This window comes from Cupriavidus consociatus (genome assembly GCF_017814975.1).
GTDB classification, from domain to species: domain Bacteria; phylum Pseudomonadota; class Gammaproteobacteria; order Burkholderiales; family Burkholderiaceae; genus Cupriavidus; species Cupriavidus consociatus.
Window position 1 is genome coordinate 96600 of record NZ_JAGIQA010000027.1, and the last position, 21465, is coordinate 118064.

Below are 21465 nucleotides of genomic sequence, written 5' to 3' on the forward strand. Positions count from 1 at the left end.
CGGCCGCTCAGCCGGCGCGTGCGAGCCGGCTTTCCAGCCCCAGCACGACCGCGGTCAGCGCCGTACAGGCAACGACCGCCGGCAGTGGCAGGCCGAGCAGGACCGCACCGCCGCTGGCCAGCGCGGGAGGATGTCGCAGCGCCGTGGCCTGGATGCCCAGCAACACGATGCACCCCGGCAGCCACAGCAGGGACGGGTGACTGATCGCCACCGCTGGCAGCGATGTCATCAGCGCGCCGACGACAAACGCGGCTGCTCCGCTGAGCAAATGGGAAACGGCAAAACCCGCGATGCGCCTGGTCCCGACGCGGGTCGGGACGCCGGCTGTCAATGCAGTGATTACCAGCGGAAATACCGCCGCTTCCGATGCCCACACTGCAGCCAGGGGCATGCCGAGGGTGCAGACCAGCAACGCCCTGAGAAGTGGCGCCATTCAGGCGACGGCCTGCAAGAGGGGCGCCGCGGTCCGGTCCTCGCCCGCATGCCGGCCCGGGAATCCCGCCACCAGTTCCGCGAGGCGCTCGGCGGCGGGAACAATGCCGTGGATCTTGCCCACTCCCTGCCCCGCGTACAGCGACAGCTTCTCCGCCATCTCCGGCTTGTCGATGACGCGCGCGCCACCGCCGACGTACTTGATCGGATTCCACTTCCTGCGGTTGGGAATCACCCGATGCGGCGTGCCGAACTTCCATCCGAACGAATAACCGGTGCGATACTCGGTGTCGTCGATGGTCGCCTCCACGATCTTTTGCTTGTACAAGTCGTGGGCCAGGGACTCGTTGCTGGCAACAAAGGCGGTGCCCACCCACACGCCGGCAGCGCCCACCTCCAGCACGGCCCGCACGTCGGCACGATCCGTGATGCCGCCGGCAGCCAGCACCGGCCGGCCCTCGGCGATTTCGACGAAGGCAGGTACCAGCGACAGCACGCCGATGGTGCCGCGGTTGAGATGGCCGCCGCCCTCGGCTCCCTGCGCAACCAACATATCGGCGCCCCACGCTATCGCCTGGCGGGCAAGCGCGACCGATCCGACTTGCACGATCACCGTGATACCGGCCGCTTTCGCGCGGGGAATCATCTCGGCAAAGTCGCCATAGAACAGCGAGACCACGCGCGGCTTCTCTTCGAGGATCACGCGAAACTGTGCCTCGAAGACTTCCGGGCCGCCGAAGGACGGCACGATGTTCACGCCGAACGGCTTGTCGGTAAGCGCCCTGGTCTCGCGGATCCACTTGCGCAATGCCAGCGGCGGCAGCCGCAGCCCGCCGAGATGCCCCAGCCCCCCGGCATTGGACACGGCGGCGGTCAGCGCCGGCCCCGATATGCCAGCCATGCCGGCCTGGAACACGGGATAGCGGATGCCGCACAGGGCTGCCGCCGGCCCCATCGGGGCGGCGTGCGTATCGTCGTGCATGATTGCGTCGTGCATGATTGCGTCTTGCTTGATTGCCTGCATCATCAGAGCTCCACTCGCTTGCCGAGCATGCGCTTCAGCGTGTCATTCTTCAGAACGAAATGATTCTTCATGGCCCCGAAAATGTGGAGCGCCAGACCGGCCAGGAACGCGTACGCGCCGATCTTGTGCAGCAGCCTGGCGACATGCTCCACCTCCGGGTTCGGCGCCACGATGGCAGGCAGTGCGATCCCGCCCGGCAGCCGCACCACGTCGCCAGCCGCCGACATGGCCAGCCAGCCATCAAGCGGCAGCAGCACGGGCGCCAGCGCCAGTGCGACGGCGACCGAGCGGCTGATCATCACCTCGATGGGATTCGGCGTGCCCACCGGCAGCGGGTGATAGGAAGTGAGCCGTGCCCACAGCCGGTAAGCCGCCACGACGAAGAGCGCCGTGCCCAGCGTACTGTGCATCGCGACCAGTTCGGCCTTGGCGGCGCCCGCGTCCGTCTGGCCCGCTGACAGGCCGAGCCAGACCATGACCGACACCGCGGCTGCGATCAGCCAGTGCAGGCCGATCGTGATGGGCGAAAAGCCCAGTCCTGTGTCTCTCATCTGCATTGTTCAACTCCGGATGACTTCAAATCGATGGTGGGTGAAGGCAAGGGCTTGCACTGTCGATCCGCTGCCTTAGTGGCTCACCGCGCCGGACGCGCCGATGCCGGTTTGGGCACGGACAAACTGGTCGCCATAGGCCTCCCGCTCGCGGCGGCTGCGCGCGCTGCGATCGGTGACCGACACCAGCCAGGTGCATAGCAGCGCAACATTCATCGAGACGATGGCGGGATAGTCGTAGGGAAAGACCGCTGCCTTGAAGCCAAGGATCTTGACCCAGACCGCGGGCGACAGGATCACCAGCCCGACCGCGCACACCAGCCCGGCGATGCCGCCGGCCAGGGCGCCGCGCGTGGTCAGCCCCTTCCAGTAGATGGAAAGCACCAGGATCGGGAAATTGACCGAAGCTGCCACGCCGAAGGTCAGCGCGACCAGGAAGGCGATGTTCTGCTCCTTGAACAGGATCCCGAGCGCCACCGCGACCACGCCGATCGACACCGACGCCACGCGGGACACGCGCATCTCGTCCGCGGGGCTGGCAGTATTCTTCCTGAGCACCCTGGCGTAGAGGTCGTGGGAAATCGCCGAGGTGCCGGCCATGGTCAGGCCCGCAACCACCGCCAGGATGGTGGCGAAGGCAACCGCCGACAGGAAGCCAAGGAACAGGTCTCCGCCAAGCGCTTTGGCGAGGTGCATCACTGCCATATTGCTGCCGCCGATCATCCTGCCGCCCGCTACGCCGCCCTCGAAGAACGCACCGTCCTGCCCGACGATAACGATGGCCGAAAGCCCCAGCACCGCCACGATGAGGAAGAAGAAGCCGATGAACCCGGTTGCGATAAAGACTGACTTGCGGGCCTGCTGCGCATCGGGCACCGTGAAGAAGCGCATCAGGATGTGCGGCAGCCCCGCCGTGCCGAACACCAGGCCCACCGACAGCGACAGCATCGACAGCGGGTCGGAGACGAGCGCGCCGGGTGCGAGGATCTTCACGCCGTCCTTGTGGCTGGCCACCGCCTGCGTCAACAGCGCTTCAAACGAAAAGCCGAACCGCCACAGCGCAAGGACCGCAAGCAGCGTGCCGCCGGCCAGCAGCAGCACCGCCTTGATGATCTGCACCCAGGTGGTCGCGACCATGCCGCCGAAGATGACATAGATCATCATCAGCAGGCCCACGCCGATCACGGCGTAGCTGTACTCGAGGCCGAACAGCAGCTGGATCAGTTGCCCGGCTCCCACCATCTGGACGACCAGATAGAAGCACACGATCGTCAGCGAGCCGAAGGACATGAAGGTGCGGATCCGGTCCTGGTCCAGCCGGTAGGAGGCGATATCGGCGATCGTTACCTTGCCGAGATTGCGGATCTTTTCCGCGAGCAGGAACAGCAGCAGCGGCCACGCGACGAAGAAGCTGATCGCATAGATGAAGCCGTCGTAGCCCTTGGCGAAGATCATGCTGGTGACACCCAGCAGCGCGGCCGCCGACATGTAGTCGCCGGCCAGTGCCAGGCCGTTCTGGAAGCCGGTGATGCCGCCATTGCAGGTGTAGAAGTCGTCCAGCGACCTGGTCCGGGACGCGGCCCACCAGGTGATGCCCAGTGTCGCCAGCACGAACAGCAGGAACATCACGATGGCGACCACGTTGATCGGCTGGGTCTGTGCCGACTGCAGGGCTGCCGGCCCGGCATGGACAATGGCGGCGCCAAGCAAGGCAGCCGATGCCAGGGACAGTTTGGCGATGGAGTTCATTTTGACGCCTCCCGGATCAGCTTGCTGGTGAGGCCGTCGAATTCGTTGTTGGCACGGCTGACGTAGAGGCCGGTCAGGAGCCACGCGCCGAGAATGATCAGCGCGCCGACCAGCCAGCCGACGCTGATGCTGCTTTGCGCCGAAATCCGTGCCGCCAGCGTATCGGGGCTCAACGCCGCGACGAGGATGAAGAGGTAGTACGGAACCAGCGTGACGGCGGATAGCAGCACCACCAGCCGCTTGCGCCGCCGGACCAGTTCCTCGAAGAGTGGATGTTCGCCAATGATGGAACAGGCGGTTGTATAGGTGGTTGCATAGGCGGTTGTACGGGACATGTCTCCTCCTTTTTTGATCGTGCAGCAGAGATGCAGATAAGGTTGGGTACGCCTAAATTAGGTGGCCGGAGCGCTCATGTAAAACGATCTTTGGTGATGCCTTCCATCACTGCCGGTGAGGGATGAAACCCTGTGAAAACGCGCGGCGCACGAGAAAAAGGCCGCCTGTCGAAGACAGGCGGCCTCTTGCGTGAATTGACTTCCTCGCGATAGATCCGCATCTCCGGCGTGACGTGGTCGAACAGCGTGGCACCGGTGAAGAAGCCCGGCTCATGGCCCTCGACACGCAGGCCGCGGCCATCGAGCAGAAGCGACGCGCCCTCTTCCACACCGACGCCGATATAGCCCTCGATGCGCTCCAGCGCCGCGCGGGTCACCACCGGGCCAATCTCGGCATCCGGCTGCAAGCCATTGCCGATCTTCAGGGTGCGCGCACGCTCCACCAGTGCGGGCAGCAGCCGTTCCGCGGTGTCACCTGCCCGCCATGCAGCGCTCGCCCGCTGGCAATAGGCTGCGGCTCGACTCACTGTTTAGTTCATTAAACAATGTCGAGGTGGGAGCGCGTAACGGGAGGCGTTGTCCCACGGGAAATTTCGATGCACCGCAAACCGGGGCGTCCTATGCTGAGAACAACGGGCCCGGCAACTCCCTATGTGCCCGGACAGGCACCTTGCCTCCATGAGGTTCGCACGCGATTGACCATGCGTCCCCTGCTGCAAGCCCGCCTCGTCAATGACGTCTTCGGCGACCCCGTCTTGCTCGTGGACTTCCTGGACGAACGGCGCGCCCTGCTATTTGACCTGGGCGACATCTCCGCGCTGATGCCGCGCAACCTGATGCGCGTGTCGCATGTGTTTGTCACGCATACCCATATGGATCACTTTTCCGGCTTCGATCATCTGTTGCGGGTACTGCTGGGTCGCAAGCCGTCCATCGTGCTGTATGGCGGGCCAGGATTCGTGGCGCAGGTCGGGCACAAGCTGCGTGCCTATACCTGGAACGTCGTGCACCGCTACGACCTCGAGCTGGTGGTTGAGGCGTTTGAACTTGCACTGGACGGCCACATGCGCAGCGCCCGGTTTTCAAGCCGGGATCGCTTTGCCAGCGTGGCCGCGGCAACGACTGAACGATCCGAAGATATCGTGCATGACGAGACGACGTTCCGTGTGCGCGCCTGCTTTGTCGACCACGGCATTCCATGCCTGGCCTACATAGTCGAGGAAAAAACCCGGCTCGGCATCGACAAGGAGCGCCTGGAAGCATCGGGCATGACCAAAGGTGCTTGGCTGCGCGAGTTGAAGCATGCGGTGCTGACCGGTGCCTCCCTGGATACGTCGATGCTCGTGCAATGGCGCGACCGAAGCGGCGACCGTGCGGAGACACGAACGATCGGCGAACTAAGCCGCCTGATCCTTGACGCCGAGCCTGGCCAGCGCATCGGCTACGTAACCGACCTGCGCGATACCAGCGACAACGTGCAAGCGCTGTCGAACCTGATGCAAGGCGTCGACCATCTCTTTATCGAAAGTGTGTTCCTGGATGCGGACCGCACTCACGCTTTGCGCAAGAACCACCTGACCGCCGCGCAGGCTGGCCGCATTGCATTCTGCATCGGTGCCCGCGCGGTGACGCCGTTTCATTTCTCGCCGCGTTACCTGGGCCGTGCCGAGGAGGTGGCTAGTGAAGTGCAGGCGGCCTGGGAGCAACTCCGCTGCTGACCGGCCACATCAACTTTTATCGAATCGCGTCATGACCAATACCCATCGCACCGAAGCCGACTTGCTTGGCGAACGCCAGGTGCCGGCCGACGCCTACTACGGCGTCCACACCCTGCGGGCCTGGGAGAACTTCCAGATCAGCGGCACCCCCATCTCCTCCTGGCCGGAGCTGATCATTGCGCTGGCCTCCGTCAAGCAGGCCGCCGCCGAGACCAATGCTGAACTCGGCTTGTTGCCGGGAAACCTGCGCGACGCCATCCTGGCCGCCTGCCATGATGTCCGCGAGGGCAAGCTGCACGACCAGTTCATTGTCGACACCATCCAGGGCGGAGCCGGCACGTCGACGAACATGAATGCCAACGAGGTCATCTGCAACCGCGCGCTCGAGCACATGGGGCACCGCAAGGGTGAATACCAGTTCCTGCACCCGAACGAGCACGTGAACATGGCTCAAAGCACCAACGACGTCTATCCAACTGCGCTGCGCATTGCCACGTACTTCGCCATCGGACACCTGCTCGAAGCGATGGAAGTCCTGCGCGCCGCATTCGACCGCAAGGCGGCGGAGTTCTCCGGCCTGCTCAAGCTGGGCCGCACCCAGCTTCAGGATGCGGTCCCGATGACGCTCGGCCAGGAGTTCTCCACGTATGCGGTCATGCTCGAGGAAGACATGGCGCGCCTGCGCGAAACCGCGTTGCTGATCCGCGAAATCAACCTCGGCGCCACCGCGATCGGCACCGGCATCACCGCGCATCCCGACTACGCGCCGAAGGCCGTGGTCGCTTTGCGGCGGATCACGGGCATCGACCTGTGCCTCGCCCCCAACCTGGTGGAAGCCACGCAGGATTGCGGCGCTTTTGTGCAGATCTCCGGCGTGCTCAAGCGCATTGCCGTCAAGCTGTCCAAGACGTGCAACGACCTGCGGCTGCTGTCGAGCGGGCCGCGCGCGGGCTTCGGCGAGATCAACCTGCCGCCGATGCAGGCGGGCTCGTCGATCATGCCCGGCAAGGTCAATCCCGTCATTCCGGAGGTGGTCAACCAGATCGCCTTCGAAGTGTTCGGCAACGACACCACCATCACCTTCGCCGCGGAGGCCGGCCAGTTGCAGCTCAACGCCTTCGAGCCGGTGATCGCCGCCAGCCTGCTACGCAGCTTCCGGCACCTGACCAATGGCTGCCTGACGCTGGCGCAGAAGTGCGTCGACGGCATTACCGCCAACCCCGAGCGCTTGCGCGAAACCATCGAGCGCTCGATCGCACTGGTGACGGCGCTCAATCCCGTGATCGGCTACAAGAACGCGACCTCCGTCGCCGCCGAGGCCCATGCCAAAGGGACCACCATCCGCGAAGTGGTGCTGGCGCGAGGCCTGATGACCGCCGAGGCGCTCGAGGAGGCGTTGCGGCCCGAAACGCTGATCCGGCCCCGTGCGGACAAGCTCGCCGACAAACCGACAGACAAGCCCGCTGGCAAGCCGTGAACAAGGTCCGCTGTGGCTTGCTGTGGCTCATCCCCGGCCGTGGTCCCGACCGGGGAGCGAATCCGCAAACAACGACTTCTTGATGATGGCATGGATGCCCCAGTTGCCATTGACGACCTGCGTCACCCCGAAATCCACGGCAACCGATATCAGGGTGACGGCCTCGTCTTCGGTCAGCCCCTTGACCGTCATCAGGAAGCGGCGGGCCTTGCGGAAGGCATCGCGCATGGCATCGTCGAGCGTGGATTTCAGGTAGATATCGCTCTGTGCCATCTTGCCCAGCTCGGTCAGATGGTTCGGGGAACTGAAGCCGTGCAGTATCCACTCGTCGGCGGTCTCCACCAACGGGTAGCTCAGGTCGGCAAATGGAGACCCGCGTTCAATCATTGTGCTTTTATGCAGGACCAGCTGGAAGTCGCCGGTAAGCGAGCATTCGATCGCCGTTCCGCATAGCTCCGAGTCGCCCTGGGAGGCATGGGGGTCGCCAATCGACAGCAAGGCGCCCGGAACGGCAACCCTGAGGTAAACGGTGGCGCCTCGCGTGACCCGCCAGTTGTCCAGGTTTCCGGCGAAGCTCGATGGCGGAATGGAATCGATCAGCCCGTCCTGCGCCGGCGCCACGGCAATGACGCCGAAGTGCGGCCGGACCGGTATGGCGACATCGCGCAGCACGTCGTAGTTCTTGCTGATGGTGGCATGGTCGACCGGCACGCCGGGATAGTCGATGGTCGGATGCAGCACGCCGAAGGGATCGCGCTGCGGCGTCCAGCGGAAGCTGTAGACCGCGCGCGCGCAACCGTCGGCACGTTCGCAATCGATCTCGAAGACCGTCACCACCTCGCGCTCGCGCGGCTCCGTCAGCATGTCGCGGTAGTGAAACCCCCACCAGGTCGAGGCGTTGCTGCCGAACGCCTTTCCGGCAAAGCGCGGATTGGCGCACGGCCGCGGACGTACATCGAGGATGCGCACCTCAAGGACATCGCCTGGCATGGCGCCACGAACCGCGATCGGGCCGGTGCAGATATGCACGCCGAAGCCTTCTCCGGCACCACGCCCATAGACCGAAGCATCGATCGGTCCGGCGCCGCGCCGGTTGACATTCTTCTGCTCCGCGGTCCAGTGGAAGACGCTTTCCGCGCCGGGATCCCCCTCGATCATGCGCTCGCGGTCATCCGATGCATGCTGGGTCAGCGTCTCGATCGTGACGCTGTCGCCCGACTTTACCTCCAGCACCGGCGGCAGCGCGTGGCTCAGGTAGCCCCAATGCACAGTCTTGTCCGTCGCCTGCAGCCAGTGGTGCCGGCCTTCGTGGCGCGCGGCATGCGCTCGCGCCTGGGCAAGGGAAACCACGGCGGGCACGGGTTGCTGCGCATCAACCGGGCCGTGAACGAGCGGCGCTGCGCGCATGGCGGGGGCAAGCTTTGCATGCGCGGGAAGTCCGCGTGACACCTTCTGCGGTGGCCGGGGCGCGGGCGCAATCGCCATCTGGTCGCGGTATGCGCGCGGCGAGATGCCGAACTGTTCGCGAAACGCATGGCTGAAATAGGACGGATCGTTGAAACCCCAGCGATAGCAGATATCGGAAATCGAGAGCTTGTCATACTGCGCGTTCGCCAGATCGGCGCGGCATCGGTCAAGACGGCTGGTGCGCAGATAGGAAGAAAAACTGCTGCCCGATTTCTCGAAGAGCTTCTGCAAGTAACGAGCCGACAGGCGCTCGTCCGCGGCGATGGCGGCAAGGCTGAGCTCCGGTTCCGAAAGGCGAGCATCAATGCGGCTGCAGACGCGGGAAAAGATGGCGGACCGCGATGGCGTCATGTCCGCGGCCGGCATTGCCTGGCTCTCCGCAAGGACCGCGCCGAGGCACGAAATGATGGTGTTCTCGAACGGCTGAAGCGCCTTGCCCTCAGCCGACACTACCGTATCGAAGCTGAGGGCCATCGATTGCAGCAGCCGGGCAAACAGCTCGGCCGAGTCGCCGGAAAGCACCAGCGCGGCCCCCGGCAGCGGAGCCGTGATCCTGGTGCCGAGCAATGCCTGCCCGATGTGTATTGCCATCAGCCGGAAGCCGGTGCTGAGCACCAGCTTCCGGGAGTCCTGTTGCGGCACGCATGCAAGCTGGCCAGGCCGCAGGGGCTCGCGCAGGTCCGGCGCGGCGAGGGTGGCGTTGCCTTCGACCAGCAACAGCAGCATCATGCCGCGCCCGTCTCCCGCGGCAACGCTCAGGGTCTGGGGAACCGACGAGATGCAGGCCAGTTCTATTCCCGCGGGCGTTGTCCTCGACTGGATCGTACCGTGCAGGGTGTGATCCGCGCACAGGCTTTCGCAATGCAGCCGCGCGATCCTGAGTTCGTCGCGCCAGGCGGCGCCCCGCCGGTTGTGCGGATAGGCTTCGGTGGAAAAGCGCAAAAGGTGCAATTCAGCCTCCCGGGCAGCATTCTGCAATAGCGCAGTAGCGTAGTTGGCGGACAAGGTGATCCGCCAACGCTTCAGGCAACTCTGCAAGGGCCTTCGGCCCCGCCAGGTTATCCGACCATCAGCTGGCCTCGCATTGCGGCAACCAGCACGAAACCAGCAAATGTGCCGAAGATGGCAAAGATGCCGCCAAGCACGTTGGGCGCCGGTATCGGCGCACGAACAGCAGTGTAGACAATACCAGTCACCAGTCCGACGGCCGCCGCCTGCAACTCGGTCGTCCCCAATGCAATTTCGACCATGTTGTTCTCCCTCTCAGGAAATTCCGTTGCCCTGGCTGCCTTGCGGCGGGCGCCCGAAGGCGATCGTCTTGCGCAACGCCTGCACGATCAGGTAACCGAGGTAAGTAAAAAGGATGGCGCAGATCCCGCCGGTGACATTGGGCGCGGGAATCGGCAAGTTCAGCCAGGAATAAAGGGTGCCGGTGACCAGGCCGACAATCAGGGCAACCCATTCGTTGCGTCCTACGTAGACGTATTGCATGCCGCTTGCTCCGGTTCCGCAGCCGCGCGGGGTCCCGCCTGGCGGCGGCGGGCGTCCGGCAGTGCGTGGATTCGATGAGGGTGCCAGCTCAGCCCTTGCCCTTCGGGGGGAAGATCGCGCGAGGCATGGTGCAGTGGATGCCCTGCGTGCCATCGACGACCTGCGTCACACCGAAGTCGGCGGACACGCTCATCAGCGAGTAGGCGTCATCGCGCGAGAGGCCCTGCTGTTCCGTCAGCAGCTGGATCATGTCGCGGGCCGCGTTCTTGCCGGCTTCATCGAGGTCCTCGTGGAAACCGTGGACGACCCAGCAATCCGGCGTTTCCAGAAGCGGCGAAGGGAAGTGAAAGTCCTTGCGCAGGATCACCTGGAACAGTACGTTCAGCGAGGCCTCGATCGCCGTACCGCTGATTTCGCCGTCGCCCTGCGAGATATGCGGGTCGCCGATCGAAAACAGGGCGCCATCGACCTGGACTGGATAGTACATGGTGGCCCCCGCACCGATACGCCAGTTGTCGATATTGCCGCCATGCAGTCCGGGCTCGACGGTAGTGACCCGACCGCGTTTGTCGGGCGCGACCCCCGCCGTGCCCAGATGGGGGCGCACCGGAACGCGCACACCGGCAAGCGCCGGCTGGCGGCAGCATTCGCGGTCGTCGACCACCTTGCCGGGAGTGGTCAGCTTGCCGGGATAATCGAACGCATAGAGCGCATGCGCGGTGTTGGAGGCCTGGTCCAGCTCATAGATCGTGACCCGCTCTTTCCCGAACTCCCTGTAGAGCTGTCCCCAGTGCGCCGCAACGTTGGCCCCGAAGCGGAAGCGCGGGATCATCTGGAGATAGCGCACCTCCAGCACATCGCCGGGCCTGGCATCCTCGACATAGATGGGCCCGGTCATGATATGCACACCGGGGTTGCGATCATCATGCGGGATCTTCTGGTAGATCTCGCGGATGGCGTCATCCATCATCAGGTCTGGCGCATCGCCTGCGTGATGTGTCACGGCTTCGGCGCGAATCAGGTCGCCGCTTTTCACGGTCAGGGCGGGCGCCTTGGTGGCATCGAAATAGCCCCAATGGATGGTCTCGGGGCGAGCGGGCAGGTCATGCAGCATGTTGTCTCCTGGATTTTTTTCGCGGCCGCATCCCCCGCCGCTCACTCGGTGAGCAGCGGTACCCGGGCAGGCTGAGAGGGGGATATCGGCTATTCGTGCTTCTCATGAATCGCCGTCATTGAACTCGGCGACTCGCGTCCGGACAGGAAAGCCCGGATACCGCGCCGCAGTGCTTACGGTGCCGCGCGGTGAATTCATACTAGGAGGGGGCGGTGTGGGACCAATATGGCGATTCGCCCCAAAGACTTGTGCTGGTGCGTACTAGGGTAAACGTGCGCGCGGGCCGACGATTGATCAGCGGGCGCGGTGGAAGCCTGTGGTCATGGCTTCCGGCTTCACCGCGACCGAATAGCGGTATCCGCCGCAGGATCGTACGGCAGTACCCTGTCCTGCTCGTCCGGACTGTTCCGGGCAACGATGGCGCGGGCCGGCTCGGTGGCACTGAGATTGAACGGCTGGTGCGGAACGCCGGGCGGGATAAACAGGAAGTCGCCCGCTTCAGTGACCACGGAATCTCGCAAGCCGGGTCCGTAGCGGGTTTCGACCCGGCCCTCCAGCACGTATATGGCAGTCTCGTGTTCGCAATGCACATGGGCTTCCGCGTGCGCGCCGGGCGGGACAACGACAAGGTGCATGGACAATGCCCTGGCGCCTGCCGTCGTGCCGGAGATGCCAACGAAATACGGCAGCTTCTGGCTGGTGGCAATTTCCCGGTCCGGATGCACCGCCACCAGGGTCGACGGCACGGTCGCGCTCGTTGTCTGCATGATGCAATGCTCCGCTGTCTCGGCAGGCTTGAACGGCCACCTGCAAATTCATCATAGCGATGTGCCGATGGCCGTTCAATCGCGCGCTCCGCCTGGCGCCGCACCGCCTTACTGTGCCGACAAGCCCCCATCCACCCCGATGCTCTGGCCGTGAATGTAGCGTCCGGCCGGCGCCGCCAGCAGCACCGCCAGCCCCGCCACGTCCTCCGCCTCGCCGATGCGCCGCATGGGCACGCCCGCGGCCAGGCGCGCTTCGCGTTCCGGGTCGCCCCACAGGGCATCGCGCGAGAATTCCGTGCGCACCGGGCCCGGGTTGATCGCATTGACGTTGATGCCGGACGGGCCGAGCTCCAGCGCAAGGCTGCGCATGGCCTGGTCGATCGCTGCCTTGGTCACGCTGTACAGGCCAAGGAACGCCGAGCCGCGCTTCGCCGCGATGCTCGACATGAAAGTGATCGAGCCATCGCGGCGCTCGGCCATCTGCGGCGCCAGCGCGTTCACCAGCATCAGGTTGCCGCGTACGTTGCCGGCCATGGCCGCATCGAACACATCGGGGCCTTGCGTCAGCATGGAACCCGGTGTGGCGCCGGCCGCCGCACTGAGGACCAGCGCATCGACCCGGCCGTAGGCGGCCAGCGCCTGCTCTGCGAAAGCACGCACGCTGTCGACGTCGGCAATGTCACAGGCGATGCCGGTGGCGCGGAGGCCTTCCGCTTCAAGCTGCGCGGCAACGGTGCGCGCCGCTTCGGCGTCACGTCCCGATACCACCACCGCGGCGCCGGCGCTGCCAAGCGCCCTTGCCATGGCGAGGCCCATGCCGCGCGTGGATCCGGTGACGACGGCAACGCGGCCGCTCAAATCGAAAAGATTGTGCATGACGAATAACTCCTGAAGGGCGATGGTGAGGTCTTTCCGGTTTAATAGATGATGGCTGACATCTATTGAATAAAGTATGGCCATCATCTAAACTGCGGTCAAGGCAGAATTCCGAGGAGTCCTTCACATGGCGCGCGCATCACGCGAACAAGCCGACAAGAACCGCGAGGCGATCGAGCAATCGTCGTCGCGGCTGTTCCGCGAGCGCGGACTGAACGGCGTCAGCGTCGCCGAACTGATGGCCGATGCCGGCCTGACCCACGGCGGCTTTTATGGCCACTTTGCGTCCAAGGACGCGCTCGCCGCGCAGGCCTGCAAGCGTGCCTTCGAAGAATCTGCCGCGCGCTGGGCACGCCGGCTGGCGCGCGCCAACGGCGACCGGCACACCATGCTGGCCAACCTGGTCGAGCCTTACCTGACGGCTGCGCATTGCGCCAACCCTGGCGTCGGCTGCGCGGCGGCATCGCTGGCGGCGGACGTGGCGCGCGAACCGGCCGACAAGCCGGTGCGGCAGGCCTTCCTGGACGGCTTCAAGGTACTGGTCGATGAAATGGCCACGACCGTAGCCAGCGAGAACCCGCAGATACGCGAGGAACAGGCCCTGGTCCGCATGGCCATGCTGGTCGGTGCGCTGACGCTGGCGCGCGCAACCGAAGGCGATCCGATCTCCGACGCCATGCTTGACGCCGTCCGCAACCGTTTGCTGGGCAGTTCCGCCTAGCCGCCACCCCGTCTGTCAACCACGTGCCGGCCTTCCCCCTGCCACCTCCGGGCCGGCGGGCTGGCCCCCTTTTGCCCATCGCCACCCAACGAGTCCAGAGAAACCCAATGTTCGCGCAAGCCTTATCCCGCCGGCTCGACCGGCGCGGCATCCACTACGCGTGGCTGGTCGCCGCCCTCACCTTCCTGGTGATGCTCACCACCTCGGCCGCGCTGGGCCTGCCCGGCGCGTTCCTGTCGCCGCTGGCGCGCGAGATGGGCTGGAACACCGACGAGATCTCGTCAATCCTCGCTTTCCGCTTTGCGCTGTTCGGGCTGATGGCTCCCTTTTCCGCCATCCTGATGGAGCGCTTCGGCGTGCGCAACGTGGTCTGCGCGGCGCTGGCGCTGATCGCAGGCGGCATGGCGCTGGCAACGGTATCAACCGAGCTGTGGCAGCTCTTCGTCGCGTGGGGGCTGATGCTGGGCGTCGGCTCCGGGCTCACCGCGCTGGTGCTGGCCGCCGTGGTCGCCAACCGCTGGTTCAGCGCGCGGCGCGGGCTGGTCATCGGCCTGCTGACCGCCAGTTCCGCCACCGGCCAGCTCGCATTTCTGCCGGTGGCGGCCTGGCTGATCGAGCATATGGGCTGGCGCGTAGCCGTGCTGCCCGTGCTGGCCGCATGTGCGCTGCTGGCCGTGCTGGTGCTCGGCCTGATGCGCAACCGTCCCGCCGACGTGGGCCTGGCGGCGTTCGGCGAAGTCCCGGCCGCGGTGCCGGTGCAGCCGTCCGCGCCCCCGGCACCGCTGACGCTGCGCGCCCCGTTCGTGGTGCTGCGCGATGCCGCGCGCACTCAGGCCTTCTGGGTCCTCGCCGGCACCTTCTTTATCTGCGGCCTGAGCACCAACGGGCTGATCCAGACGCATTTCATCGCGCTCTGCGGCGACTTTGGCATGGGCCCGGTGCCGGCAGCATCGGCACTGGCGATGATGGGCGCGTTCGACTTCGTCGGCACGATCCTGTCGGGCTGGCTGTCGGACCGCTATGACAGCCGCAAGCTGCTGTTCTGGTATTACGCGCTGCGCGGCCTGTCGCTGTTCTGGCTGCCGCATTCGACCTTCACGCTGTACGGCCTGTCGATCTTTGCCATGTTCTACGGGCTGGACTGGATCGCCACCGTGCCGCCGACGGTCAAGCTGGCCGCAACCGCCTTCGGCCGCGAGCGCGCACCGGTGGTGTTCGGCTGGATCTTTGCGGCCCACCAGATCGGCGCGGCCGTGGCAGCGTTCGGCGCGGGGATGACGCGCACGCTGCTGCTGACCTATACGCCGGCGCTGTATGCAGCCGGGGCGGCCTGCGTGGTGGCGGCGCTGCTGGCATTGGTGGTCAGCCGCAAGCGCGCGGCAAGCGTGGCGGAGGCCGCCCGGGCGTAACAGGGCGTTGTGTGCTCCCCTCTCCCGCTTGCTGGAGAGGGAGCACACAGTCGGCACTTTTGTGCCCGGCTCGGCGCGCCGGCTTAAACATCAACAAAAACCGGACAGCCAGGCAGCGCCGGCGCGGCATTCCCGCGCGGGCGCTGGTCCATTCCATTCATCAGAATTTGGGGATGCGCAGCGTCTTGCTGACCATCAGCGTGCCCGACAGCGCGAACAGCAGCGCCAGCGGATGCAGCACGGCAGGCCCCAGCGCCCAGGCGCCGCCGGGCAGGTCACCACCAAGTTGCCCCTGCCAGGCGCACCATGCCAGCACGCCGGTGAGCAGCACGCTGGTCGGGATCGGCGTACCTTCGAAATACGCCACCTTGCCGCTGTCGCTGCCGGCGGCCAGCGATTCGGCGGTGACGTTGAAGCGCGCCAGCCGGCTCACGCCGCAGCAGACGAAGTAGATCAGGATGGCCAGGTCCCAGCCGCCGCGCATGCCGGCGGCAAACGCCAGCGTGGCCGGCCCGACGCCGAACGAGATCACGTCGGCCAGCGAATCGAGTTCGCGCCCCAGCGCCGAATGGGCATGGCGCCAGCGCGCGATGCGGCCGTCGAGCACGTCGAAAATAAAGGCCAGCGGCGCCAGCGCCGCGGCCGTATAGAAGTGCGACAGCTGCTGGTCCGCGACGAAGAACATCGCGAAGAACACCGACGCCATGCCGCAGGCGGCATTGCCGAGCGTGAACACATCGGCAAGCTGCAGTTCGCGCAGCATCGAGAAATGACGGGGACGCTCGGGCCGGGTGTTCATGGAACTCGCTTACAGCGCCTTGGATACGTGGTGCACATTCGGCGGCGCGGCGAAGGTATCGCCGACCAGCGCACGCCACTGCTGGAATTCGGGCGATTCGCGGAAGTGCACCATATGGTCTTCCACGGTCTCCCATTCGACCACCAGCGTGTACTGCTCGGGCTGCTCGATGGAGCGGAACAACTGCACGCCGTGGCAGCCGCGCGAGCGCAGGAACAGCGGCTTGGCCTGGCTGACGCCCTGTTCGAACTGCTGCTCCATGCCGGGCTTGATGGTGAGTTGGGCGATTTCCTTGATCATGGCGGTTCCGGGTATGTGGGTTGGAGGCCGGCGCGCGCCGGCGGGTTCCTGCTACCTTAGCACGATCGCGGCGCCACATGCCGCGGAAAGCATTCCGTTACACGGCTCGGCTAGCATCGTGGACCTTGCCACTTCGTTGCCAGACCTGCCATGCAAACCCGCTTGCGATCGCTGACCGGAAACCTTAACGTCCCTGCCTTAGCCGCTCTTCTTTGCCTGCCCGGTGCCGCGCCGGCATTTGGCGCCATGCAGCCATGCGGCGCGCCGGCGACAGCCATTGCCCAGATCCAGGATGGCGGGGCATTGTCCGGCCGCACGGTGGAGCTCGAAGCCGTGGTGACCGCGGATTTCAGCGGCGACCGCGGCCTGCGCGGCTTTTTCGTGCAGCAGGCCGACGCCCAACGCCAGCAGCGGCCGGGCATTTCGGAAGGGCTGTTCGTCTATGCGCCGCGGGCAACGGCGCGCGCGGGGGACCTCGTGCGCCTGTCCGGAAGGGTCGAGGAAAAATTCGGACAAACGCAGCTGACCTTGGCCGATGCACCGGCGGTCTGCGCCAGCGGCATCCCGGTCACGCCGGCAACCTTGACGCTTCCTGCCAGCGATGCCGACCTGCGCGCCCGTGCCGGCATGCTGGTCAGGCTGCCGCAGACGCTGACGGTCAGCGAAACCCATGAACTGGCGCGCTACGGCACGCTGGCGCTGAGCCTGGGGCGCCCCTTCGCGCCAACGCAGGTCGCCTTGCCAGGCGCGGCGGCAGCGCAAGCCGTGGCGGCCAATTCGCGCAACCGGCTGCTGCTCGACGATGGCTCGACGCGCCAGTATCCGGAAGTGGTGCCCTACCCGCCGCCGCGGCTCGCCGCCAGCCATCCGCTGCGTGCCGGCGATACCGTCAGCGGCGTGGCCGGCGTGCTGGAGAAGCGCCACGGGCAGTGGCGCCTGCAGCCGGTGCGCGGCGCGCAGGCTCCGGCGTTCCAGGCCGCCAATCCGCGTCCGGGCGCGCCGGCGCGCCATCCCGCCGCAACGCTGCGGGTGGCGGCGTTCAACCTGCAAAACTACTTCAATGGCGGCGGCGCTCTCGCTGCGGCCGACAATCGCGGCGCACGGAGCGCTGCGGCGCTGGCCCGGCAGGAGGCCAAGCTGGCTGCCGCACTGCGCGCCCTGGATGCCGACGTGATCGGACTGATGGAGTTGCAGAACAACGGCTTTGGCCCGGACAGCGCCGTGCGGCAACTGGCGGCGCGGCTCGGGCCCGACTGGCGCGTCGTCGATCCCGGCACGCGCGCGCTCGGCGGCGATGCGATCGCGGTGGGCCTGCTGTACAACGCCCGCGCCACGGAGATCGTCGGCCGTGCCGCCACCACGTGGCTGGGCGACCGCAGCCGGCAGCCGCTTGCCGCCAGCTTCCGGGCAAAGGCCGGCGGTGCGCCTGTGACGGTCGTGGTCAACCACCTCAAGTCAAAGAACTGCGCGGATGCCGTTGGCGCGCAAGCCGACCAGGGGGATGGACAAGGATGCTGGAATCCCGCGCGCGTGCAGGCGGCCGGCGCCCTGGCCGACTGGCTTGCCACGGGGCCGACCGGCGCGCCCGGCGCGGGCGTGCTGGTGGTCGGCGACCTGAACAGCTATGCGATGGAAGATCCCGTGCGCCTGCTGGCACGGCGCGGCTATGCGGACATGGTGGCCAAGCTGGCGGGACCGCGCGCGTACAGCTACGTCTACAACGGACAGGCCGGCTACCTCGACCATGTGCTCGCCGATGCCGCTGCCGCAAGGCATGTCGTAGCCGTGCAGCCATGGCACATCAATGCCGACGAGCCGGCGGCGTTCTCGTATGCGCCGGCCCCGGGCGCGCCTTCGGTGCCGGCCTACTACGCCCCGGATGCATACCGCTCCTCCGACCACGACCCGTTGCTGATCGACCTTGCCCTGACCGCCGGAGTACCCTAGGCGGCGGACACGCGCCGCATCAGCAGTCCTCGCGCAAGGTACAGCACTACCAGCAGGTTGGCCGCCGCCAGCCCGCCATGCAGCCAGCTCGGATGGACAAAGGCTTCGTACAGCTCCAGCGGGATATAGATGCCGCCGGACCAGACGCCGATCCAGTTGCCCCACGCGAGCCCACGCCAAAGCCCGTAAGCCTCGGCGAAGCGCATCAGCGCATAGACCGCGGCCGAGCCGCCGATCGCCCACAAGCGCGCGTCGTCGGGATGCGCGAGCAGCGACAGGAAGATGGTGGGATAGCGGCTGGCGGGGTTGACGTGCAGGCGCTGGATGATGGCTTCAGCAAGCGCCTGCGCATCGCGGTGCAGCAGCGCGGCCAGCCCGAGGCCGGCGACGATCACCAGCAGGCCCTTGGCCGCCTCGAACATTGCAATGCCCTTCAGGCCCAGTGCGCCCTCGCCTTGCTTTGCCATGCGTGTTTTCCCCGTCCGGAGTGCAGTGACTGCAAAGCCGGTATTGTGCAACAGGGAAACGGCGCGCGGCAGGGCTGCGGCTTCAGCGACCGTAGTCGCGCTCGCGCATTGGCCCGTCGGCGTCGATGCCGCCGCTGGCGGCAAGCGGGCCATCGACGGTCAGCGGCCCGGCAACGGTCAGGTCGCCGTTGACCACCATGTCGCCATGCACGGTCAACGGGCCCTTGAACACCTTCAGGTAGCCGCCGCGATACGGCACGGCGCGGGCGCTGACCGGCCCGGTGAAATACGCCGCGGTCAGCGGACCGCTGGCAAAGACATGGCCGGCGACGGTGAGCGTGCCGTGGACCCGAACCGGCCCCTGCACTTGCGCCGATCCGCCGATCGTGATCGAGCCCGACTCATGCGGCTGGGCGCGCGATGGTCCGGCGCCGAACTGCAACGCCAGCGCCAGCGTGGCGCCCGAGGCCAGCCGCCACATCCATGCCGTGGGATCGAAGACAAGAGTACGGGGCGTCATGGTGATGGAAGACCTCCTGCAGCCGCTTTCGCCGCTGTTTCCAACTTAGTGCCGATCGCCCCGCCGTGCAAGGCTATGGCACCTGCGGTGCTTCCAGCCTCGCCTTCAGGCGTCTGACGGCCTCGGCCGACTCGGACTGCAGGCGCGAGCGCAGCATCAGGCGATTGATCAATGCAAAGAGCAGCGTGGGCGACTGGTAGCTGAATTCCCGTTCAAAACGCGTGCTTTCCGCCGATGGAGTCAGCGACGGCGTCATGGCCGGCGTAAGCTTGTAGGTAATGGTGCCGGCCCGGCGCCCGCCCGGCACCTCGCCCGCGATGGCCCAGAGGCGCGGGCGCTGGCTGATGGTGACGGTCCAGATCACCACGGCGCTGCGCTCGCCTGCCACGAAACTTTCGGCCACGCGCTCGCCTGGCCCCAGCGGATGGTCCGTCGCTCCGGCAACCGCGCCCGAGGCGGGATACCACGCCGGCCAGTGCTGCGGCGTGGCAATGTAGTCGAACACCTCGCCCGGCGTCCGGGCGATTACCACTTCGTCATGGATGCTGGTGCGGTCCGCCCACGGCAATGGCACCAGCAGCAGCACCACCGTGAGCGCGGCAAAGATCAAACCCCAGACCGGTTTCCTGAAGCGAAGCATGACGACGCAACCCAGGCGCGCCCCAATCTGTCCCGGGGCGTCCGGGACGCGTGGCGCGATGCTTCCAGTGTAGTGATTCCGGGGCATCGCGCCAGCATCGCCGCGCCAGGGGCGCGCGGTTGCAGCGCGTCATGGCTCGCCGTTGCAGCGCGTCATTGCGCGGGCACCGGAGCCGTTGCGGGCCGTGTTGCCGCCACCGTCTCCGGCACCGGACCCCAGCCGCCGCCCAGCCGGCGGATCAGCGATACCGTTGCGGCAGCGCGCAAGCCCGCCACCGCATTGGCTTCGCGCTGGGACTGCAGCACGGTGCGATCGGCGTCGATCACGGCCAGATAGTCGACCGCGCCGGCATCGTAGCGGCTGCGCGAGATCCGCGCCGCGCGGCGTGCGCCGCCCAGGGCGCCGTCCAGCGCGCCCGCCTGCTGGCTCAGCCAGCGCACATCGGCCAGGCTGTCCTCGACTTCGCGAAAGGCCACCAGCACGGTCTGGCGGTACGCGGCCACGCTTTCCTCGTGCGCGGCGCGCGCGCCGGCCAGGTTGGAGCTGTTGCGGCCGCCGTCGAACACCGTCTGCGCGATGGTCGATCCGATCAGCGGTCCAAGCATCCACGTGCGCGACGACCATTTGAACAGGTTGGACAGGTCGGCCGATTCAAAGCCGAACAGCCCGGTCAGCGTGATGCGCGGGAAGAACGCAGCCTTGGCCACGCCAATGCGGGCGTTGGCAGCGGCCATCTGCCGCTCCGCTGCGGCGATGTCCGGCCGGCGCTCCAGCAACTCCGACGGCAGCCCGGCCGGGATCGCGATCGGCGCGGCGTCGAACGGCCGCGCCGGCAGCGAGAACGCTGCGGGCGGCACACCGGTCAGCACAGCCAGCGCATGCTCCTGGTTGGCGCGTCGGCGCTCGATGCCGGCCAGGTCGGCACGCGCGGTGCCAAGCTCGGCCTCGGCACGGGCCGGGTCGAGGTCGGTGGTCTCGCCGGCGTCGTAGCGCTTCTTCAGCAGCTTCAACGCGTCTTCACGCAGCCGGATGGTTGCATTCAGCAGGTCGCGTTCGCTGTCGAGCGTGCGCAGCGCGAAATACGCCTGCGCCACGTCGGCCTGCAGCGCGAGCTGCACCGAGCGGTACAGGTCCTCGGCGGCCTCGCCGTCGGCGCGCGCGGCATTGACGCTGGACGCGACGCGGCCGAACAGGTCCAGCTCATAGCTGGCGAAGGCGCGTGCCTTCAGTACGGTCTGCGGAGATACCCGCGTGCCGTCGGGCAGGCCTTGCGACGCGGCAGACGGCTGCGAGCGGGTGGGGTCCAGCCCCACGCTGAGCTGCGGGTAAAGGTCCGCCTCGGTCGCGCCGGTGAAGGCGCGCGCCTGCTTCAGCCGGGCCGCGGCAATGGCAAGGTCCTGGTTGGATTCGCCCGCGGCAGCCATCAGGCGGTCCAGCTCGCCGTCGCCGAAGATCTTCCACCAATCGCCGCGATGCTGGCCTTCGGCCGGCGTCGCCGTCTTCCATTGCGCACCTTCGGCCTGCGCGGCCTCGGCTTCCTTGTAGGCCGGCACCGTGGCGGTCTCCGGCACCTTGTAGGTCGGCGCCAGCGAGCAGCCGGCCAGGATCAGCGCGGCGGCCAGCGTGGCGATTCGGGGCAACTGCCTTGTGATGTGGGCAAT

22 protein-coding genes and 1 pseudogene are annotated in these 21465 nt (G+C 66.6%); 5 read left to right on the forward strand and 18 right to left on the reverse strand.

Features of this window, described 5'->3' with window-relative positions:
• Positions 1-7: 7 nt before the first annotated feature.
• From J8I82_RS29200 to J8I82_RS38575, 6 genes and pseudogenes are all read right to left on the reverse strand, one after another.
• The gene (locus tag J8I82_RS29200; RefSeq protein ID WP_209762774.1) at positions 8-229 is read right to left on the reverse strand and encodes a hypothetical protein; all 222 of its coding nucleotides are present in this window, start codon (positions 227-229) and stop codon (positions 8-10) included.
• A 204-nt stretch (positions 230-433) separates the two neighbouring features.
• Positions 434-1387: an NAD(P)H-dependent flavin oxidoreductase gene (locus J8I82_RS29205; protein WP_245180244.1), complete on the reverse strand. Its 954-nt coding sequence runs from the start codon at positions 1385-1387 to the stop codon at positions 434-436.
• Between the two features lie 71 nt (positions 1388-1458).
• Positions 1459-2013, reverse strand: coding sequence for a cytochrome b (locus J8I82_RS29210; RefSeq protein WP_209762777.1), 555 nt, complete (start codon positions 2011-2013; stop codon positions 1459-1461).
• 69 nt (positions 2014-2082) lie between these two features.
• A complete protein-coding gene (actP, locus tag J8I82_RS29215; RefSeq protein ID WP_209762780.1) occupies positions 2083-3756 on the reverse strand; it encodes a cation/acetate symporter ActP in 1674 nt (557 codons plus the stop codon).
• Positions 3753-4091, reverse strand: coding sequence for a DUF485 domain-containing protein (locus tag J8I82_RS29220; protein ID WP_209762783.1), 339 nt, complete (start codon positions 4089-4091; stop codon positions 3753-3755). Before J8I82_RS29220 ends, actP begins: the two co-directional genes overlap by 4 nt.
• Before the next feature lie 197 nt (positions 4092-4288).
• Positions 4289-4579, reverse strand: a pseudogene (locus J8I82_RS38575) (aldehyde dehydrogenase family protein); the annotation flags it as partial.
• Between the two features lie 213 nt (positions 4580-4792).
• Here J8I82_RS38575 and J8I82_RS29230 point away from each other — a divergent pair.
• Together J8I82_RS29230 and aspA are read left to right on the forward strand one after the other, a co-directional pair.
• On the forward strand, positions 4793-5809 hold the full coding sequence (locus J8I82_RS29230; RefSeq protein ID WP_209762842.1) for a ribonuclease Z: 1017 nt from the start codon (positions 4793-4795) through the stop codon (positions 5807-5809).
• A gap of 31 nt (positions 5810-5840) precedes the next feature.
• Entirely contained in the window at positions 5841-7286 is a 1446-nt protein-coding gene (aspA, locus tag J8I82_RS29235; RefSeq protein WP_209762788.1) for an aspartate ammonia-lyase, read from the forward strand.
• Between the two features lie 27 nt (positions 7287-7313).
• On the opposite strand, the gene J8I82_RS29240 is transcribed toward aspA, so the two are convergent.
• The 6 genes from J8I82_RS29240 to J8I82_RS29265 all read right to left on the reverse strand — a co-directional run bounded on the left by J8I82_RS29240 (position 7314) and on the right by J8I82_RS29265 (position 13001).
• A complete protein-coding gene (locus tag J8I82_RS29240) occupies positions 7314-9704 on the reverse strand; it encodes an acetamidase/formamidase family protein (protein WP_209762790.1) in 2391 nt (796 codons plus the stop codon).
• A 107-nt stretch (positions 9705-9811) separates the two neighbouring features.
• Positions 9812-10003, reverse strand: coding sequence for a DUF1427 family protein (locus tag J8I82_RS29245; protein WP_116321172.1), 192 nt, complete (start codon positions 10001-10003; stop codon positions 9812-9814).
• A 13-nt stretch (positions 10004-10016) separates the two neighbouring features.
• Complete coding sequence (locus tag J8I82_RS29250) at positions 10017-10244, reverse strand: XapX domain-containing protein (protein WP_116321173.1); 228 nt, start codon at positions 10242-10244, stop codon at positions 10017-10019.
• A gap of 88 nt (positions 10245-10332) precedes the next feature.
• The gene (locus J8I82_RS29255) at positions 10333-11358 is read right to left on the reverse strand and encodes an acetamidase/formamidase family protein (protein WP_209762792.1); all 1026 of its coding nucleotides are present in this window, start codon (positions 11356-11358) and stop codon (positions 10333-10335) included.
• 335 nt (positions 11359-11693) lie between these two features.
• Entirely contained in the window at positions 11694-12125 is a 432-nt protein-coding gene (locus tag J8I82_RS29260; RefSeq protein ID WP_209762794.1) for a cupin domain-containing protein, read from the reverse strand.
• 108 nt (positions 12126-12233) lie between these two features.
• On the reverse strand, positions 12234-13001 hold the full coding sequence (locus J8I82_RS29265) for an SDR family NAD(P)-dependent oxidoreductase (RefSeq protein WP_209762796.1): 768 nt from the start codon (positions 12999-13001) through the stop codon (positions 12234-12236).
• Between the two features lie 127 nt (positions 13002-13128).
• Here J8I82_RS29265 and J8I82_RS29270 point away from each other — a divergent pair, with 127 nt between their 5' ends.
• Entirely contained in the window at positions 13129-13722 is a 594-nt protein-coding gene (locus J8I82_RS29270) for a TetR/AcrR family transcriptional regulator (protein WP_209762798.1), read from the forward strand.
• A 107-nt stretch (positions 13723-13829) separates the two neighbouring features.
• The gene (locus J8I82_RS29275; protein WP_209762800.1) at positions 13830-15131 is read left to right on the forward strand and encodes an MFS transporter; all 1302 of its coding nucleotides are present in this window, start codon (positions 13830-13832) and stop codon (positions 15129-15131) included.
• Between the two features lie 160 nt (positions 15132-15291).
• Here the strand turns inward: J8I82_RS29275 and J8I82_RS29280 are convergent, their stop codons facing one another.
• Positions 15292-15930 carry a CDP-alcohol phosphatidyltransferase family protein gene (locus tag J8I82_RS29280; RefSeq protein ID WP_209762802.1) on the reverse strand — a complete coding sequence of 213 codons (639 nt, stop codon included), beginning with the start codon at positions 15928-15930 and terminating at the stop codon, positions 15292-15294.
• Between the two features lie 9 nt (positions 15931-15939).
• Positions 15940-16230: an antibiotic biosynthesis monooxygenase family protein gene (locus J8I82_RS29285; RefSeq protein WP_209762805.1), complete on the reverse strand. Its 291-nt coding sequence runs from the start codon at positions 16228-16230 to the stop codon at positions 15940-15942.
• A 150-nt stretch (positions 16231-16380) separates the two neighbouring features.
• On the opposite strand from J8I82_RS29285, the gene J8I82_RS29290 reads away from it, so the two are divergent.
• Positions 16381-18177 (forward strand): ExeM/NucH family extracellular endonuclease, encoded by a 1797-nt coding sequence (locus tag J8I82_RS29290; protein WP_431831592.1) that lies wholly within the window; start codon positions 16381-16383, stop codon positions 18175-18177.
• Here the strand turns inward: J8I82_RS29290 and J8I82_RS29295 are convergent.
• The 4 genes from J8I82_RS29295 to J8I82_RS29310 form a co-directional block, all read right to left on the reverse strand.
• Positions 18174-18644, reverse strand: coding sequence for a DUF2127 domain-containing protein (locus J8I82_RS29295; protein WP_209762811.1), 471 nt, complete (start codon positions 18642-18644; stop codon positions 18174-18176). The genes J8I82_RS29290 and J8I82_RS29295 overlap by 4 nt on opposite strands.
• Before the next feature lie 82 nt (positions 18645-18726).
• Positions 18727-19164: a hypothetical protein gene (locus J8I82_RS29300; protein WP_245180235.1), complete on the reverse strand. Its 438-nt coding sequence runs from the start codon at positions 19162-19164 to the stop codon at positions 18727-18729.
• A 73-nt stretch (positions 19165-19237) separates the two neighbouring features.
• Positions 19238-19804 carry an SRPBCC family protein gene (locus J8I82_RS29305; RefSeq protein WP_209762814.1) on the reverse strand — a complete coding sequence of 189 codons (567 nt, stop codon included), beginning with the start codon at positions 19802-19804 and terminating at the stop codon, positions 19238-19240.
• A 152-nt stretch (positions 19805-19956) separates the two neighbouring features.
• Positions 19957-21465 carry an efflux transporter outer membrane subunit gene (locus J8I82_RS29310; protein ID WP_209762817.1) on the reverse strand — a complete coding sequence of 503 codons (1509 nt, stop codon included), beginning with the start codon at positions 21463-21465 and terminating at the stop codon, positions 19957-19959.